This window comes from Calothrix sp. UHCC 0171, assembly GCF_034931845.1.
Taxonomy (GTDB): domain Bacteria; phylum Cyanobacteriota; class Cyanobacteriia; order Cyanobacteriales; family Nostocaceae; genus Brunnivagina.
In genome coordinates this window covers 52,757-69,080 of the sequence record NZ_JAYGHN010000026.1, presented here as the reverse complement: position 1 = coordinate 69,080, position 16,324 = coordinate 52,757, and the positions used below count along the sequence as shown (strand labels likewise).

General features: G+C 40.8%; 13 protein-coding genes. 6 read left to right on the top strand and 7 right to left on the bottom strand.

The features are described from left to right. Nucleotides 1–59 precede the first annotated feature (59 nt). The 3 genes from VB733_RS18655 to VB733_RS18645 all read right to left on the bottom strand — a co-directional run bounded on the left by VB733_RS18655 (nt 60) and on the right by VB733_RS18645 (nt 4,293). On the bottom strand, nt 60–809 hold the full coding sequence (locus VB733_RS18655; protein WP_323341562.1) for an NYN domain-containing protein: 750 nt from the start codon (nt 807–809) through the stop codon (nt 60–62). 1,374 nt (nt 810–2,183) lie between these two features. Further along, the gene (patX, locus tag VB733_RS18650; protein WP_323341561.1) at nt 2,184–2,405 is read right to left on the bottom strand and encodes a heterocyst-inhibiting protein PatX; all 222 of its coding nucleotides are present in this window, start codon (nt 2,403–2,405) and stop codon (nt 2,184–2,186) included. Between the two features lie 103 nt (nt 2,406–2,508). After that, a complete protein-coding gene (locus VB733_RS18645) occupies nt 2,509–4,293 on the bottom strand; it encodes an FAD-dependent oxidoreductase (protein ID WP_323341560.1) in 1,785 nt (594 codons plus the stop codon). 143 nt (nt 4,294–4,436) lie between these two features. On the opposite strand from VB733_RS18645, the gene VB733_RS18640 reads away from it, so the two are divergent. Continuing rightward, nucleotides 4,437–5,492: a zinc-dependent dehydrogenase gene (locus VB733_RS18640; protein ID WP_323341559.1), complete on the top strand. Its 1,056-nt coding sequence runs from the start codon at nt 4,437–4,439 to the stop codon at nt 5,490–5,492. A 343-nt stretch (nt 5,493–5,835) separates the two neighbouring features. Here the strand turns inward: VB733_RS18640 and uvrB are convergent, their stop codons facing one another. Then, nucleotides 5,836–7,836, bottom strand: coding sequence for an excinuclease ABC subunit UvrB (uvrB, locus tag VB733_RS18635; RefSeq protein WP_323341558.1), 2,001 nt, complete (start codon nt 7,834–7,836; stop codon nt 5,836–5,838). Between the two features lie 287 nt (nt 7,837–8,123). Here uvrB and VB733_RS18630 point away from each other — a divergent pair, with 287 nt between their 5' ends. The 4 genes from VB733_RS18630 to VB733_RS18615 all read left to right on the top strand — a co-directional run bounded on the left by VB733_RS18630 (nt 8,124) and on the right by VB733_RS18615 (nt 10,482). Then, nucleotides 8,124–8,702, top strand: a complete 579-nt coding sequence (locus VB733_RS18630; protein ID WP_323341557.1) for a hypothetical protein — start codon at nt 8,124–8,126, stop codon at nt 8,700–8,702. 359 nt (nt 8,703–9,061) lie between these two features. After that, nucleotides 9,062–9,244: a CsbD family protein gene (locus VB733_RS18625; RefSeq protein ID WP_323341556.1), complete on the top strand. Its 183-nt coding sequence runs from the start codon at nt 9,062–9,064 to the stop codon at nt 9,242–9,244. A gap of 181 nt (nt 9,245–9,425) precedes the next feature. After that, entirely contained in the window at nt 9,426–9,869 is a 444-nt protein-coding gene (locus tag VB733_RS18620; RefSeq protein ID WP_323341555.1) for a hypothetical protein, read from the top strand. Nucleotides 9,870–9,957: 88 nt separating this feature from the next. Then, complete coding sequence (locus tag VB733_RS18615; protein WP_323341554.1) at nt 9,958–10,482, top strand: hypothetical protein; 525 nt, start codon at nt 9,958–9,960, stop codon at nt 10,480–10,482. A 319-nt stretch (nt 10,483–10,801) separates the two neighbouring features. Here VB733_RS18615 and VB733_RS18610 read toward each other — a convergent pair whose 3' ends face one another. From VB733_RS18610 to VB733_RS18600, 3 genes are all read right to left on the bottom strand, one after another. Beyond that, the gene (locus VB733_RS18610; protein WP_323341553.1) at nt 10,802–12,028 is read right to left on the bottom strand and encodes a M20 family metallopeptidase; all 1,227 of its coding nucleotides are present in this window, start codon (nt 12,026–12,028) and stop codon (nt 10,802–10,804) included. Between the two features lie 162 nt (nt 12,029–12,190). Then, the gene (locus VB733_RS18605; RefSeq protein ID WP_323341552.1) at nt 12,191–12,337 is read right to left on the bottom strand and encodes a hypothetical protein; all 147 of its coding nucleotides are present in this window, start codon (nt 12,335–12,337) and stop codon (nt 12,191–12,193) included. A gap of 126 nt (nt 12,338–12,463) precedes the next feature. Continuing rightward, the gene (locus VB733_RS18600) at nt 12,464–12,985 is read right to left on the bottom strand and encodes a DUF4174 domain-containing protein (protein ID WP_323341551.1); all 522 of its coding nucleotides are present in this window, start codon (nt 12,983–12,985) and stop codon (nt 12,464–12,466) included. Between the two features lie 1,059 nt (nt 12,986–14,044). Between VB733_RS18600 and fusA the strand changes: the two genes are divergently transcribed. After that, complete coding sequence (fusA, locus tag VB733_RS18595) at nt 14,045–16,135, top strand: elongation factor G (protein WP_323341550.1); 2,091 nt, start codon at nt 14,045–14,047, stop codon at nt 16,133–16,135. Nucleotides 16,136–16,324 lie beyond the last annotated feature (189 nt).

Here is a 16,324-nt window from a genome sequence, read left to right as displayed (position 1 = left end):
ATTCTTTTTCTCTGGAAAATCTTGATTTTTAATTTCCACTCTCCCTATCTATCCTGCCTCTATTTCTGAATCTCTTCGCGAATTTCGTCCAAGTCAGTGTAGCAGTCAGCCACATCAATCAGACTCTCGCTCGTCATCGAACTCAAACTGACAACTTCTACCTGTACACCTTGATAGGCGACAGCATTGACAGCATAAGCTAAATCACCATCACCACTGAGTAAAATTAAGGTATCACAGTATCTAGCTAAAGTTAGCATATCTACTGTAATCTCAACATCCATATTCGCTTTCTTGGAGCCATCAGGAAGATAGACTAAATCTTTAGTAAACACGCGATAGCCATTACGACGCATCCATAATAAAAACCCCTGTTGCTTCTCATTTGTGTTATCAACAGGAGTATAAAAGTATGCTCTTAATAGCTGTCTTCCCTTAGTTAGAGAGCGTAACAACTTGGTGTAATCAATCTCCAAATTCAGATGCATTGCCGCATAAAAAAGATTGGCTCCATCAATAAAAATCGCCACTCTTTCCTCTGTTTCCGAGGTAGCGACTTTTCGAGTATGACGCTTCTCTCTTCTTCCTACAGCCGGGAAACTATCTTGAGAGGCTAGTTCCAATAGCTTAGGTGTAATCTGATGCTCCATAGGAACTGCTGTGCGTCTTTTCGCAATAAATGGCTCACTATTAATAATATCTGCATTTGTTTTTTCTTCAATACCCCGATTTGGGGATTCCTCAAGCGCTTGTTCCGAAATGAGTTTGGGACGATGTTTATTATGTCGAGGCTGTGGAAGTAATTGCATTTACAAATATGCTCCTGAGCGCATCATAATCTTTTTCTTTAAAACTTGCTGAAAATATACCATCTTGAATAATTTTTAGTATCCAACACTAAACCTAACAAATTTCAGTGAGATTGTCGGAGTTACTTGAGCTATTTCAGCCTCAAAAACCAACAATCGCTCTAACTTCACGTTTTTCTCCATGAACTAAATTTAATATTTTCTTTATTTTTTACTATCTATTCCACTTTCTGCCTATCAATCCCGAAAAAATATACAAATTTTAATTATTTTCAAAATTTTTCCAAAATTTAAGATAATTCCCTGTGTAGCAGTTTCCGTCAAGGTTGGATATGAAAATCTAAATTACCATATCAGGCTTTGGGAAAAATATCAAGTTGAGAGCTTGATATTAACAAACTTAATTGGCATCAGACATCATCAAAATGGTAAGGCACTAATTTTTATGTTTTCTTAATATTTTGCGGAAGGATGTTATAAATGCGATCGATTGAAGCAATCAAAGTATGCAAACTATATAGATATAGATATTGAAACTCAACACTGTACAGAGAAGTAGTACAGTGCTGACATCGGCTGATAGTCTAGTGGTATAGAGAATTTTTTGGCTATGTGACGCGAGAACAATATCCACAGCTAGATTTGGACTTTTGGTATTACACACCAGATATGATTGCAGTATATTGATTCTTGTTTTAACTTACTTTATGGATGTAGGATGGTGTGTAGTGGAATTCAGTTGCAGATTTGGCAAAAATATTCACAATCACGCACCAACGCTTGCTGTTTGTGGCAATCCATAAATATCCATAATCTATTTAATTAAATAAAATAGCCAAAATCCAGCCATAGCCGAAGATGGGGATATGGGATATTGAGAAAATTTCAATTACAGCAACGCCGGTTTTTGAGAGTTACTGAAATGAAGTCGAACCGTAATTGCGAGGCGACTCCTCATAAATTAAGTATTGGGGATTACCTCAGGGCTATTTCCCCAAACATTGTAACAATCCAAATTTATATCCCCAGCTTTTGATAAACCGCTTCAAGGATATTGCTGCATAGATATAGCTAAAGCGTTAAAGGTAATAATCCCGCGAAATTTCAGGATTGATGCCATGTGAGAAAATTCTGACTGCTGTCTGTTTGGGTGATATGCTCTTGTTCACCTCAATCAAGGCATTGAGAAATTACAACAAGTAAAAAATCCCTTTAACTAATACAGGAATAATACTAGTATTGTATCCGTCTCAACTGTTCAATGTGTGACTAAGCAATCTATAATTGATGTATTAATTCGATTGTTCGCGCAAATACTACTTATCTTGCTGACTACAATCATCTTAGTATTACGCAGATAATCAATAATACTTTTCAGACATCAGCACTACTGAAAACAGAATATTCTCTAAGGTCGCGGCGACCACTACCACGGTGGGGAATTGGCTGTTGTGGTTTCTTCGTTTTTTTCCCTGACTTGCTTATAGAAGCTATTTCCTGTTGGTTTGTACTAGATGATTGCAACAGATTGTGGTCATTAACGGTTAAGGAACCGAAGAAAACAGTTGTGATTAAAAGTGAGATAGCAACACGCATAGAAGATGTTAGTTTTAGAACTCTCCATCCACTAATACTTAGTTTCTTTTACTGCACCCGGACGTTTTCAAAAAAGTATTTTTTTTTACTCAATAAAAAAACTTCACATATCTACTTGTTCTACTATTAACCAGTTGCCTGCGGAATTATAACGACCCCAAAGCTTGAGGGATTCGCCATCATTTATTTTTTGCAACAGGGAGTTAATATGCGATCGCAAAGTTACTAACTGCCAAGTCTGTCCTTGATATTTGGCAGGGCTTACAACCGTAAATCTGTAATCTTGCTGATTTAATAACTGGAAATTACCAACAAAAGCGGTTAAGTTACGTGTTATTACGTATTTTTTAAGTGCGTATAAATACTGATTCTGGGGGGAGTCAGGGCAATAGCCATTAGTTGGATAGTCAGAAGGATTGTCCAAGTAATATTTTTGCCAATGTAGCCAATCAGGATGACTTAACTGTAAATTCAAAATTGGAGCGATCGCAGTGGGTGTATGTGAAGTTGCCAATAAGGTATGTTGGAGCTTCTCTACAGATAAACACTGAGGGAATACATTGTCCAAGATACATAATGCCGCCGCCGTACCTACAGCTTGCCCAATACCAAGCACCACCGGTTGAAGCCGAGTCGCACCATTAGCAATGTGAGATACTGAGATATTTTTTTCACAAACAAAAAAACCCTGGATATCTGCGGGAACAACACAGCGATAGGGAATCGTAAAAGGAGTACCCGTCCAACGCCCACCCCAGCGAATTGATTTAGGTTGTAAGCTAAACTTGATATCAGGATAGTGATGATCGTTAGCATAATTGCCAATTGCGATCGCATCTAGGTGCAAAGTTGCGACATTACCCCCAGGTACAGGGATAATATCCTGTTCACATACTGTGGTTAAGCCAATTAAGCGACGACTTTCGCGGAAGTAGGGATGCAGCGCCAAAGCACTGTTTTGATTTTGCAGGGGATTTTGGGTGGGGAAAACATCCTTAGCGAAACCGTAGCGACGACCAAGTTGTGATTGAATAAAATGAGCAAAGTTTTGACTATGCCACAAACACTCTTGCAGAAATTCTTGACGTTTTGCTGCCGAATCGACTAATCTACCAACACCTTCACCCCAATCATTACCTTTGAGGGGCCAGTTAATCATAAACCGATTTCCTGGTAAACGTCCGTAATTCAGAAATTTCTCACCACCGTAACCATCCCATGCGCCGACAAATCGCGATTCATCATAATTTGGTGCGGGCAAAATTTCTGGTGCTACCTCTTCTCCAAAATCCTCCATGACTACCACCCAAGTGGGAGCTTGGACGGGATATTTCTGTGTGAGAGAATTAAACTCAGTTGGTGCGCTCGCTTCTCCAAACTCAGACTGTAATTCCCAACCCCAACGATGGGGTATTTCTCCCAAAGCTAATAAATCCCCTAATTCAGTTCCATCGATGGTGATTTTGGCTTTGACGGTGAAATCTGCAAACCTGACACCTGTGATGCAGTCATCTTGACGCAATACTTCTAGAGGTACATATCCGGAAATCCAATGCAGATTTGATAATTTTCGCACCCAATCCACAAATATTTCGGCACCGATACGCGGCTCATAACTAAAAAAACTTACCCAACTATTATCTAAACCACCGGGTTGACGCTGTTCCAATTCCCGGAGATAAGCGCCCCAAATTCCTGTTTGTAATGCTTCCAGTTCATTGCCATCCGGTACAGGAACACCTGCACTAGTTAGCATACCTCCCAACCAGGAAAATTCGCTAACCAATATAGTATTAACACCCATTCTCGCAGATGAAATAGCAGCTGCGGTTCCTCCTGCTCCTCCACCGACAACTAGGATATCTGTGGTATATGTTTGATGAGTCATAATTTCCTTGCATTGGTTTCGCCATATTCTCTCAGGGAGACTATTGTTAGGCAAGGGAGTGACTTTTTTCAATCCCAGCGAAAGATAGCCGAGAAACACCACAAAATGCTACATCTATAAACGTCGATCGCGGTAGAATCAACGTGAAAGCACAGGTATTTCGTGGTGTCAACAATTTATCCTACGAGGAAATTCCCGTACCATCCTTAGAAGCAGATGAGGTGCTGGTACAGGTAAAAGTTGTCGGTTTATGTCAATCTGATATCAAAAAAATTCTTTATCCCCTTTATGAACCACCCCGCATTTTTGGACATGAGACTGCGGGAGTCATCGCTGGAGTGGGTGCGAATGTGAAAAAATGGCAAATTGGACAGCGTGTTGCGGTAATGCACCATATTCCCTGTATGCGCTGTGACTATTGCCTGAATGAAAATTATTCGATGTGCGATACCTATAAAAATATTGTCACCACAGCAGGTTTTGCACCCAGTGGTGGAGGTTTTGCGGAATATGTGAAGGTTCCGGGACATATTGTTAATCATGGGGGTTTAATTCCGATTCCCGATGATATTAGTTTTGAGGAAGCCAGTTTTGTGGAACCGACTAATTGCTGTCTCAAAGCTGTGAAAAAGGCAAATATTCAACCTGGGCAAACTGTTTTAATTACAGGAGCAGGTCCAATTGGCTTAATGTTTGTTATGTTGGTGAAATATTTCGGTGCAAAAGCGATAACTACCGATTTAATTCCCTCCCGAATTGAAAAAGCCTTACAGGTTGGTGCCGAAGCCGCTTTTGATGCGCGAGATGCGGATTTACAAAGTAAAATTCACGCACTCACGAATGGAATGGGTGTAGATGTGACATTACTGGCGGTTCCCAGCGATAAAGCATTTTTCCAAGCTTTGGATTGTACCCGTAAAGGTGGGAAGATTTTATTTTTTGCAGAATTTCCCGATGAGATGGAAATTCCCGTGAATCCGAATATTTTGTATCGTCGAGAAATCGATTTGATGGGAAGTTATAGCTCATCATTTAAAATCCAAAGTTTAGCGGCGGATATTGTATTTAATAGACGCATTAATGTGAAAGAATTAATTAGCGATCGCATTTCCCTAGAAAATTTATCAAAAGCGGTGGAACAAGCAGTCAAACCAACACCGGAAACTTACAAAATCTTGATTTACCCTGAATGTGATTAGCGATTCTCACCCTAGCTAGTGGTTTGCCAAGCGAAAATTGACGGGTGGAGATTGACGTTTGGTGAACTACTAGTACAGTACGGCGGAAATGAACCAACCATTCTAAAATCACAAAAAGCTTCTGAAATAAGCTTTATTCCTTCTGCCTTCTGCCTTCTTACTTCTGCCTTCTGCCTTCTGCCTTCTGCCTTCTTACTTCTGCCTTCACGTACTAGCTTTTGCATTAGTTAGATTTATTCCAATACAGTTCAGCAATTCTGAACTAATTATGAAATGGTGCGTTACGCTTGCGCTAACAGCACCCTACTTTTGCTCCCCACCTCCCCATCAAAGTCAACCTAATCTACCTCCCCACTAATTTATCCCGCAGCTTTTTAATTTGATCCCGAAATTTTGCTGCTTCCTCAAATTCCAAATTTTTTGCTGCCGCCTTCATTTGTGTTTCCAACTTACTTACCAAATCAGGAATATCCTCTAACGGTATTTCCTGAATATGTTCCTCCACAACTTGTAAATCTTGTGTATTCAAACGCCGAGAAACTTCCAAGAAAGATAAAATTGCATTACTTGATTTTTTCTTTGCGATCGGTTGTGGCACAATATTATGCATCTTGTTGTGAGCCATTTGAATGCCGCGTCTTCTTTCAGTTTCATCAATCGCTCTTACCATACTATCAGTCATATTATCTGCATACATAATCGCCTTGCCGCGAATATGACGAGCCGCACGACCAATTGTTTGAATTAATGACCTTTCTGCACGCAAAAAACCTTCTTTATCGGCATCTAAAATTGCCACCAAAGATACTTCCGGTAAGTCTAAACCTTCCCGCAGCAAATTGACACCAACCAACACATCAAAATTACCATCCCGCAAATCTTGGATAATTTCAATCCGTTGAATCGAGTTAATTTCTGAATGCAAATACTTGACTCGAATACCATTATCTTGTAGATATTCAGTTAAATCCTCCGCCATCCGCTTAGTCAAAGTCGTAATTAATACCCTTTCTTGCAGGTCAACACGGTCTTTAATTTCGCCCAATAAGTCATCAATTTGACCTTCCGTGGGACGAACACTAATTTCTGGGTCTAGCACTCCCGTTGGGCGAATGATTTGTTCAGCAATATTTGTTTCCGAAATTTCAATTTCCCAAGTGCCCGGAGTTGCCGAAACAAAAATACATTGATTTACCTTATGCCAAAACTCCTCCGCCTTCAGAGGTCTGTTATCAGCAGCACTCGGTAATCTAAAGCCATGTTCAATCAGGACTTTTTTCCTGGCTTGATCACCGTTATACATACCGCGAATCTGCGGTACAGTCACATGGGACTCATCGATTACCAACAGCCAATCCTGGGGAAAATAATCAATCAGACATTCGGGTGGTTCTCCTGCTTGTCTGCCAGCCAGGTGACGCGAATAGTTTTCCACACCATTACAATATCCAACTTCCCGTAACATTTCTAAGTCGTAACGAGTACGTTGATCGATGCGTTGTGCTTCCAAGAGTTTACTTTGTTCTTCGAGTTCTACTCTGCGCTGTTTTAACTCCTCAGCAATATCTTTACAAGCCTCTTCCAAACGTTCTTCCGGCGTGACAAAGTGACGTGCAGGATAAAGATTCACAGCTTGCAAGCTTTGGATAATTTCACCCGTCACCGGGTCAACATAACGAATCGCGTCTATCTCATCCCCAAAAAATTCCACCCGAATAATTCTATCTTCGTATGCGGGACCAATTTCTAAAACATCACCCCGTACCCGAAATTTACCCCGACCCATTTCAATGTCATTACGGCTATATTGAATTGATACAAGGTCTTTCAGTATTTCTCTCTGGTCTACCAACCTGCCAACTTGAAAAGGAATCGCTGCTTTCAGATATTCGGCAGGCATACCTAAACCATATATACAGCTAATCGAGGCAACAACAATCACATCACGCCGTTCAAATAAGGAACGGGTAGCGGAATGTCGCAACATATCGATTTCGTCGTTAATGGCAGCAGTTTTTTCAATGTAGGTATCACTAACAGGAATATAAGCTTCTGGCTGATAGTAATCGTAATAACTAACGAAATATTCCACCGCATTATTTGGAAAAAATTCCCGCAACTCATTACAAAGCTGCGCCGCCAGGGTTTTGTTATGCGCCAATACTAAAGTTGGCTTGCCGACATTCTCAATTACACTTGCAATTGAGAAGGTTTTCCCTGTTCCCGTCGCCCCCAGTAAGGTTTGATAAGTATTTCCAGCATTCACCCATTTTACCAATTGAGCGATCGCACTTGGTTGGTCGCCTGTTGGTTCAAAAGGTGCTTGAAGACTAAATTTTGTCATACAAACGTACTATAAATACCCTAACTTATAGTAACGGATAACTGTAATCAGCAGTCAGAATATATGGAGTCAGCATCATGATTTCCGAATCGCGACTCTGGAGAATTTATCCGCAAATTTCTTTACTAAAGTTTACCAATATTTACTATTCAGTTTTACTTATATGAATATTTAGAAGATATATATACCTATGACAGCATTTTTGAAGTTAAACTCAAATGGTGTATGGGATAAAATTTCTATCTCCTAAGTATTGTAAAATTCAATTAATAAACGAGGTATAGGTCATGAGCATGAGCAGCACTGGTAAACCAACCAGTCCTCGGCAAAAGCGCGCCACGCTCAAGGGGGAAACCATAATGGAAGTTGAAAACAACCAAGCTCAAAGCACCAGTACAGATAAAGTAGCAGTTAAAGCTGAGGCTAAAGAAGCTAAAGCCGAAACCAAGGATACAAAAGTAGCAAACAAAGTCGAGCCAACTACTAAAATGTCAGCGCCAGCAGAATCATCCAAAGGAAACGAAATCTCTAGCAAACTCCAAGTTCGCGAAGAAAAAACTCTAGCTATCTCTGGGATACGTCCCATTGGAGCTAGTAACTTAGAATTCGCCGGAACTTTTTCTGCTGCCGGTATTCGTCCAATTGGTATTAGTCATTTGCAAGTTATCGAAACCATGAATATTATGGGTATTCGTCCAATTGGAGCCAATGAAATTGATGTTATTGACACTATTAACCTATCGGGAATTCGTCCCATCTCTTCCAGTTCCTTGGTAGTTTCGGAAAGCTACTCAGTCATGGGTAATCGTCCTGTCGCTTCAAATGAAACTGATGAGACTCCAGTGCTGATGGGCTTTCTTGATTAGAAATAAATTAGAATTCAACAATCATCACTTTAAAGTATATTTATAACCCTTTAACCCGATCGCACTTAATTGTGATCGGGTTTTTATTGGAAAATTGTTTAGATGCAACTGATATTATACGCGCTTAAAATATCCGCATTATGTTGATGATTCAGTCTGCGAGTGCATTTGCCCTGATTTTGATTTCTCCGATTTTTCTTTTCTCATTCTTTTCTCCTCCTTTCAGTAGAGATAATTATTAGCCTCATGACGGAAGTATCAGGTTGAATATTCAAGCTACTTTATGAGGGTAATCACAAAGAATATTCAAAGTCTATTGATAACTTTGAATAGCTTGTATACTCTACTTAGAGGTCAAAATGAGTTTAGAAGATAGAGCAAAAGCTACTGCTAAAAATATTGAAGGTAAAGCTCAAGAAGCTTTAGGAAAAGTAACTGGCGACCCCAAAGATCAAGCTGAAGGTAAAGCCAAACAAGCGGAGAGCCAAGTGCGTCATGGTGTAGAAGACATCAAAGATAATGTGAAGGAAGAACTGAAGTAGTAGATACAGCAATACTTCTTCAGTGAGAAAGTTGGGTAAATGAAAAACTTTGTAAAGGCGCTATGTTTAGCGCCTCTACATCCTCGAAATTATCCCAAAATTTCTGCAATATCTGTTTAAGTGAACAAAAAATATTTGTTTAGATGTCGTTATATCTTCAATAAATTAAGGGGGTAAAAATATGAATCTGCTACAGCAGAGTAGAAAGATAATAACAACTGTTATTTTAGTGCTGGTTTTAACTTTGACAACTGCTTGTGGGAACAGTAGTAATGTCGCCCAACTAGATCGGAATCCAAATCAGCCAGCGTTGACTCAAGGCTCACCATATATCGCTCTAGAACGGGGAAATACCCAATCTGGACAAAGCTTTGGTGATTGGGTCGTGCAAACATCCAAAGGCTTAATTAAAGATGCTTATGTTCGCGATAACAATAAATTAGGAATTGTAATTTCTCCACAAGTTCGTCCAAACGAAGTCCGCACTTTAACCAAATCTTTGGTGCAAGGTTTCCATAAAAATTTCCCCAATCAAGATTTGACGGTACTTGTATATGCGCCTGATAAAAAACTAATTTTAACAGCGCAATATGATACCCAAAGTAATCAAATTCAATACACTTAGTTGGTTGATTATTAATTATTATTAGATTAGGCAATAGGTAATTAATAAATAACAACCAATAATAAACAAATAAAACCGGAGTCTCAATATGAGTAATAGTGACAAATATAGACGCGAAATCATGAAGGATTTGGCACAGGGAGATGTGGAATCACTAGATGATGTGCAAAATGACCCTTCACGAGAATATCAAAATTTTGATGACTTTGCTCAACGCACAACTACAGACGAGCGTCGGCAATTATTTAGTCACTCTTTAAATAGCGATCGCATTCCGACAAATCAAATGGAACCGGAGTTGCAAAAGGCAATTTCCCAAATCAAACCTAATGAACGTGATGATGTTGCTCGTGCCTTCTTTAAACACCTCAAAGAAAGAGGACTTGATGATAGAAATTTAGAGCGCCAATTAGGACTGTCTACTCATACACCTGGAAAAATGACTGCTGATGATGTGAGTAAGTTAGCATCATTTGCTTATCACAATCATCCCGATATTTTTCGCGAAGTTTTAGCAGAACAACCAGGAATTTTGAAGTTTCTGAGTAATCCCATTGTCGGTGCAATTATTGGACTTGCGGCTGCTAAATGGTTCGGGAATAGAAAGCATTAAGTTCCCAAACTATAAATATCCAACTAAATATCCAACAGAAATCCGCTTTCTCCCCATATATCAGATTTGCCTAAATAATACTGATACGGACATGGGGAGATAGAAAGATTTAGAAGCTGTCGCGTATTTAATTTGTATATGAGACGCGGGTAAGATGCCCCGGAGTTTTCCGTGAAGAATATCTCCCCGGAAACTCCTCTCCGCACTACAGTCATTTGACATTTTCGTCTTATACAATTTAGCTGCACATCAGCTTATGTTGGTAGATTGTGGAGAAACTTTAATAACCTTCAAAAAAGCAAGTTTCTCCAACACTAGATTAATCAGCACCACCCAAATATTTTTCGACGCAGCGAACAAACATTTCCACACCCATACCCAAAGCTGTTTCATCAAAATCAAAGCGAGGGTGATGATGAGGATAGGCTAAATCTTTACTGGGATTGGCAGAACCTAAAAAGAAGTAACAACCAGGGACTTCTTGCAGGAAAAACGACATATCCTCCGCACCCATTGTTTGACATTCAGGAACCACACCCAAAGGTGTCTCGACAACTTCCTCAGCTATCGAACGAACAAGTTCAGCTATCCCCACATCGTTAATCACTGCGGGATACAAAGACCAGTATTTTAGGTCATATTTTGCACCGGCGCTTTGACAAACTCCACTAATAACTTGTCGAATTTTTTCTTGGAAAAAGCCTGTCAATTCGGGATTAAAATACCTGACTGTAGCGCTCATTCTCGCGGTATCAGGGATAACATTGCGCTTGGTTCCAGCATGAAGTTCACCAACGGTGACAACAGCTGAATCTATGGGGTTGACATTACGGGAAACAATTGTTTGTAATGCATTCACTACTTGAGCCGCAACAACCACCGAATCAACTGTTTGGTGAGGCATAGCACCATGTCCACCTTTACCGAAAATAGTACAATCAAAGCATTCAACTGCTGCCATTAATGCGCCAGGACGAACACCGATCGCACCCAATGGTAAATTATTCCATAGGTGCAGTCCAATAATCGCATCAACATCTGGGTTTTTGAGAACTCCGGCTGCAATCATGGGTTTCGCACCACCAGGACTTTCTTCAGCAGGTTGGAAAATAACTTTAACAGTACCGGAAAAATTGTGGCGATGTTGGTGGAGATAGTAAACTGTACCTAATGCGATCGCGGTATGCCCGTCATGTCCACAAGCGTGCATCAACCCGTCATGTTGCGATTTATAGGGGACTTCGTTGAGTTCTTGAATCGGCAATGCGTCCATATCAGCGCGAATTGCCATGACTTTTTGCTCACCAGTTTTTTTACCTTTGATAATTGCGACTATTCCAGTTTGGGCAATACCTGTTTGATGTTCGATACCCCATTCTTGGAGTTTTTCTGCAATAAATTGTGATGTCAGCTTTTCTTGAAAGCCTAATTCGGGTTTTTGGTGGAGTCTGCGTCGCCATTCGACTAGTTGGGGTTGAAGATTGCGAATCGTGAGGCGAATGCGGGATAAATCAATTGTATTCAGGCTGGGGAAAGTAGATACCATCTTTAAAATGTTGGGTGGCGATATGAGGCTTATATATCTCCAAATGTAACATTACCAATAAATTCCTAACTTTTGGAAACAGTCAAGAATCTCAACCTCATAATCATTAGTGACAAGTTAAGCTCATCAATAATTTGTCAATAAGTAATAGTGCTTAAAATATTACCCAAATTGGAGGTCGGAAGGGCAACGCAGAGGTTTAGCCGCCATCCCCAAACTGACGATAATCGGCAGAAGTTGCAGAAGGCGATGACTGATATTTTGACGGATTTGGTTTGAGGTGGGAGTGCGATACGAGTGTTTGTACAAAAAGCCCTCGGACAGAGATAATGCGAGCAAATGTCCTTTATCCAAGTGTAATTAATGCCTAGAAATTAAAAATTTCAAACGCGATCGCGCGCGAGTTGTTAAGATGATGAACAACAATCATAATAGCTACTTTCTACCTCGCTGTTGCATTTCTTGTTGGCGCATGGGCATAGCGTCAATTTGCTCAAATATTGCTGTTGCTTGTACTGGTGTAGCATCACTGCGCTTAACACCACCATCTTTGCCTACCAAAATAACGCGAAAATTTTCTTTGTCAACTCCAAAACGATTTCGCAAATTAGCAGCAGAAGACTTATCTATTAACTGTCTGTTGGCATAGCTTTTATCTGTTGCCAAAACCTGAACCAGAACTAAATCTCTGTCTGTAAAACCGTTTTGGTGCTGGTTAAATAATTGCATCTGCTGTTGATAGGTACGGTTGTTAACAGACGGCGCAAACACTAGTAGCACGCGGTTTTGCCATTTTTGGGAACTGAGGTTAAATGAAGACGTTTTAATAGCTTGGGTTGAACCTTGGGCAGTACCACCACCAATGCTAATTGGCGATAGAACTATAGACGCGGTAAGAGTCAGGGAAATTAATACTGAGTTATTCACTATCGGGGATTGAGATAAACTTTTCATCATCTCAAACTATCATTAATTTTCCTTCTCTGACTCTATCCCGTGATGGTAATTGAATAAGTATGAACACCAAAAATATTGCGCTCCATAGCTAAACTCGATGTTGACTGTTTTTGCGTATAGCTGAATCCATATTTTGATTACCACATTATATCCAGAAGATGGGTTTGCCTTTCCGTCAAATGCATTCTTGGGATTACTCCGAGCTTGATTATGCGGCTTAAAACTGCGCTGCAAAAAGATTTCTGGCGCTCATAGAAATCAAGAGCTAATTTTTAGCCTAAATAATTTTTGTTTGGTTCTGCAATCACAATGTTTATTGAGAACTATTAATATCAAACGCTGATTATATATAGGTTTTCAGCATAATTGAAATTGAGATTGCAGCTAATCTGTAAATTAAAAAACTTTTTACATTTCAATTTTATTAGACTAGTACGTGAAGGCAGAAGTAAGAAGGCAGAAGGCAGAAGGAATAAAGCTTATTTCAGAAGCTTTTTGTCATTTGAGAATGGTTGCTTCATTTCCGCCGTACTGTACTAGTAGTTCGCAAACCCAGAATTGGCGGGTTGAGATTGGCGCGGGGATTTTTGTCCCTGCAAATTCCCTTGGTAGACTACTAGCCCGAAGTAAAGCTATTGACTGAACTAAGTCAACGAAACAACATTCCCTAATTATTTCTGCTGAAGTACCGAGGAACCTATCTGCCTCACATACCACAAAATGTCTCCATTGTCCCAAATCTGTGCTAACTTAATCGAGACGTAATAGTTCCCCTCCCGCTCAAAATAATGATTATTTCTGTCTACAATTAAAGTTCAGGCTTTTTTTCACCTGAATCAACCTGTCGAACGCGGGTTAACTTATAATTATTTAACAATTATTAAGTTTGCCAAGAACATCAAGGATAACTTCTGGTGTTCTAGGTTATGAAAATCCAGCCCTTGCTGGCTAAGAAGGCAATATTGATTAATTCCATATAGTGCCATTTTAGGGCGATCTTCCCCAGGGGAAGCGCTACGCGAACGCCAACGGTTTCTAGCAGTTAGTTAAACATCAAACATGAAAGACCTCACTCGTTATCGAAATATCGGTATCTTTGCTCACGTAGATGCTGGTAAAACCACTACAACAGAACGAATCCTCAAACTCACCGGAAAAATCCACAAAATCGGTGAGGTACATGAAGGTGCGGCAACAACGGACTTCATGGAACAGGAGCAAGAGCGAGGTATCACAATTCAATCCGCCGCAACGAGTTGCTTTTGGAACGACCACCAATTCAATATTATTGATACTCCTGGACACGTAGATTTTACCATTGAGGTTTATCGTTCTCTCAAGGTTTTGGATGGCGGGATCGGTGTATTTTGCGCTTCAGGTGGTGTGGAACCTCAGTCGGAAACCAACTGGCGCTACGCCAATGACTCCAAGGTTGCCCGCGTCATTTATATTAATAAACTCGACCGGGTTGGCGCAGATTTCTACCGCGTTGTCAAGCAAATTAATGATATCCTGGCAGCTAAACCGTTGGTGATGGTGCTACCCATTGGTACGGAGAATGATTTTACTGGCGTAGTTGATTTGCTCACCCGGAAAGCGTGGGTATGGGATGATTCTGGCGACCCAATGAATTATCAAATCAAAGAGATTCCGCCGGAGATGAAGGATGATGTCGAATTGTACCGCGAACAGCTAATTGAGACAGCTGTGGAACAGGACGATGCATTGATGGAAAAATACTTAGAAGGTGAAGAACTTTCCATCGAAGAAATTAAGAGTTGTGTTCGCAAGGGTACTATTAACCTCGCTTTCTTCCCCACATATTGCGGTTCTTCGTTTAAAAATAAGGGTGTGCAGTTAGTTCTCGACGCTGTTGTTGACTATCTACCAAACCCCATGGAAGTTAAGCCCCAGCCAGAAGTCGATTTGGAAGGTAATGAAACCGGCGAATTTGCGATCGTTGATCCAGAAAGACCATTGCGAGCGCTAGCATTTAAAATTATGGACGATCGCTTTGGTGCCCTTACCTTTACCCGAATTTATTCAGGTGTATTAAATAAAGGTGATACGGTTCTCAATACCGCTACAGGCAAAACTGAGCGGATTAGCCGTTTGGTAGAAATGCACGCTAACGATCGCCAAGAAATTGACTCCGCTCAAGCAGGGGATATCGTCGCCATTGTCGGCATGAAAAACGTCCAAACCGGACATACGCTTTGCGACGTAAAAAAACCCGCCACCTTGGAACCAATGGTGTTCCCAGAGCCAGTTATCTCCATCTCGGTGACACCTGTCAAAAAAGGTACTTCCGAGAAAATGGGTGTAGCCCTCGGTAAAATGGTACAGGAAGACCCATCATTCCGGGTGGAAACCGATCCCGAAAGCGGCGAAACCATCATTAAAGGGATGGGCGAGTTACACCTAGACATTAAAGTTGATATTCTCCGACGCACCCACGGTGTGGAAGTGGAAGTTGGTAAACCCCAAGTAGCTTACCGCGAGTCTGTCACCAAACGCCTCGAAGATGGTTACGTCCACAAGAAACAATCCGGTGGTTCCGGTCAATACGCAAAAATTGACTATATCATCGAACCAGGCGAACCTGGAAGCGGCTTCCAGTTCGAGACAAAAATCACAGGTGGTAGCGTACCCAGAGAATACTGGCCCGCAGTCCAAAAAGGTTTCGAGCAAAGCATCGGTAAGGGTGTATTAGCTGGATTCCCCTGCGTCGATTTAAAAATTACCTTGGTTGATGGTGGTTTCCACCCAGTTGACTCCTCTGCGATCGCCTTTGAAATTGCGGCGAGATCAGCTTACCGTCAATCCTTACCCAAAGCAGCACCCCAGTTACTCGAACCCATCATGAAAGTCGATGTGTTCACACCAGAAGATTATATGGGAGATGCGATCGGTGACTTAAACCGTCGTCGCGGGATCATCAAATCTCAAGAAACAACACCTACGGGCGCTCGTATTAAAGCAGACGTACCCCTGAGTGAAATGTTTGGTTACATCGGCGACCTACGCACCATGACCTCTGGTCGCGGTCAGTTCTCGATGGAATTTTCCCATTATGCACCATGTCCTACTAACGTAGCAGAGACAGTCATTAAGGAAACTAAAGAACGGGAAGCGGCTGCGGCTAAGTAGAATAACTCAGTTATGATGTCATGTATTTGACATCATAATTTCTACCAAAAAATCCTGATCGCGTCAATGTAGTGCGATCGGGATTTTTTATTGGATGAGAATAATTGCGATCGCCTTTTTTGGGAATTAGTTCACTATTAAGTTTTAAGGAGCGATCGTATGAATTGCGAAAACAGAGTCAAAGAAAGT

Excerpts from the sequence above, each read along its gene's own strand:
- VB733_RS18630 (WP_323341557.1), top strand. The coding sequence starts at position 8,124 with ATGAGCATGAGCAGCACTGGTAAACCAACCAGTCCTCGGCAAAAGCGC.
- patX (WP_323341561.1), bottom strand. The coding sequence starts at position 2,405 with ATGCGTGTTGCTATCTCACTTTTAATCACAACTGTTTTCTTCGGTTCC.
- VB733_RS18620 (WP_323341555.1), top strand. The coding sequence starts at position 9,426 with ATGAATCTGCTACAGCAGAGTAGAAAGATAATAACAACTGTTATTTTA.
- VB733_RS18615 (WP_323341554.1), top strand. The coding sequence starts at position 9,958 with ATGAGTAATAGTGACAAATATAGACGCGAAATCATGAAGGATTTGGCA.
- uvrB (WP_323341558.1), bottom strand. The coding sequence starts at position 7,836 with ATGACAAAATTTAGTCTTCAAGCACCTTTTGAACCAACAGGCGACCAA.
- fusA (WP_323341550.1), top strand. The coding sequence starts at position 14,045 with ATGAAAGACCTCACTCGTTATCGAAATATCGGTATCTTTGCTCACGTA.
- VB733_RS18610 (WP_323341553.1), bottom strand. The coding sequence starts at position 12,028 with ATGGTATCTACTTTCCCCAGCCTGAATACAATTGATTTATCCCGCATT.
- VB733_RS18625 (WP_323341556.1), top strand. The coding sequence starts at position 9,062 with ATGAGTTTAGAAGATAGAGCAAAAGCTACTGCTAAAAATATTGAAGGT.
- VB733_RS18655 (WP_323341562.1), bottom strand. The coding sequence starts at position 809 with ATGCAATTACTTCCACAGCCTCGACATAATAAACATCGTCCCAAACTC.
- VB733_RS18645 (WP_323341560.1), bottom strand. The coding sequence starts at position 4,293 with ATGACTCATCAAACATATACCACAGATATCCTAGTTGTCGGTGGAGGA.
- VB733_RS18600 (WP_323341551.1), bottom strand. The coding sequence starts at position 12,985 with ATGATGAAAAGTTTATCTCAATCCCCGATAGTGAATAACTCAGTATTA.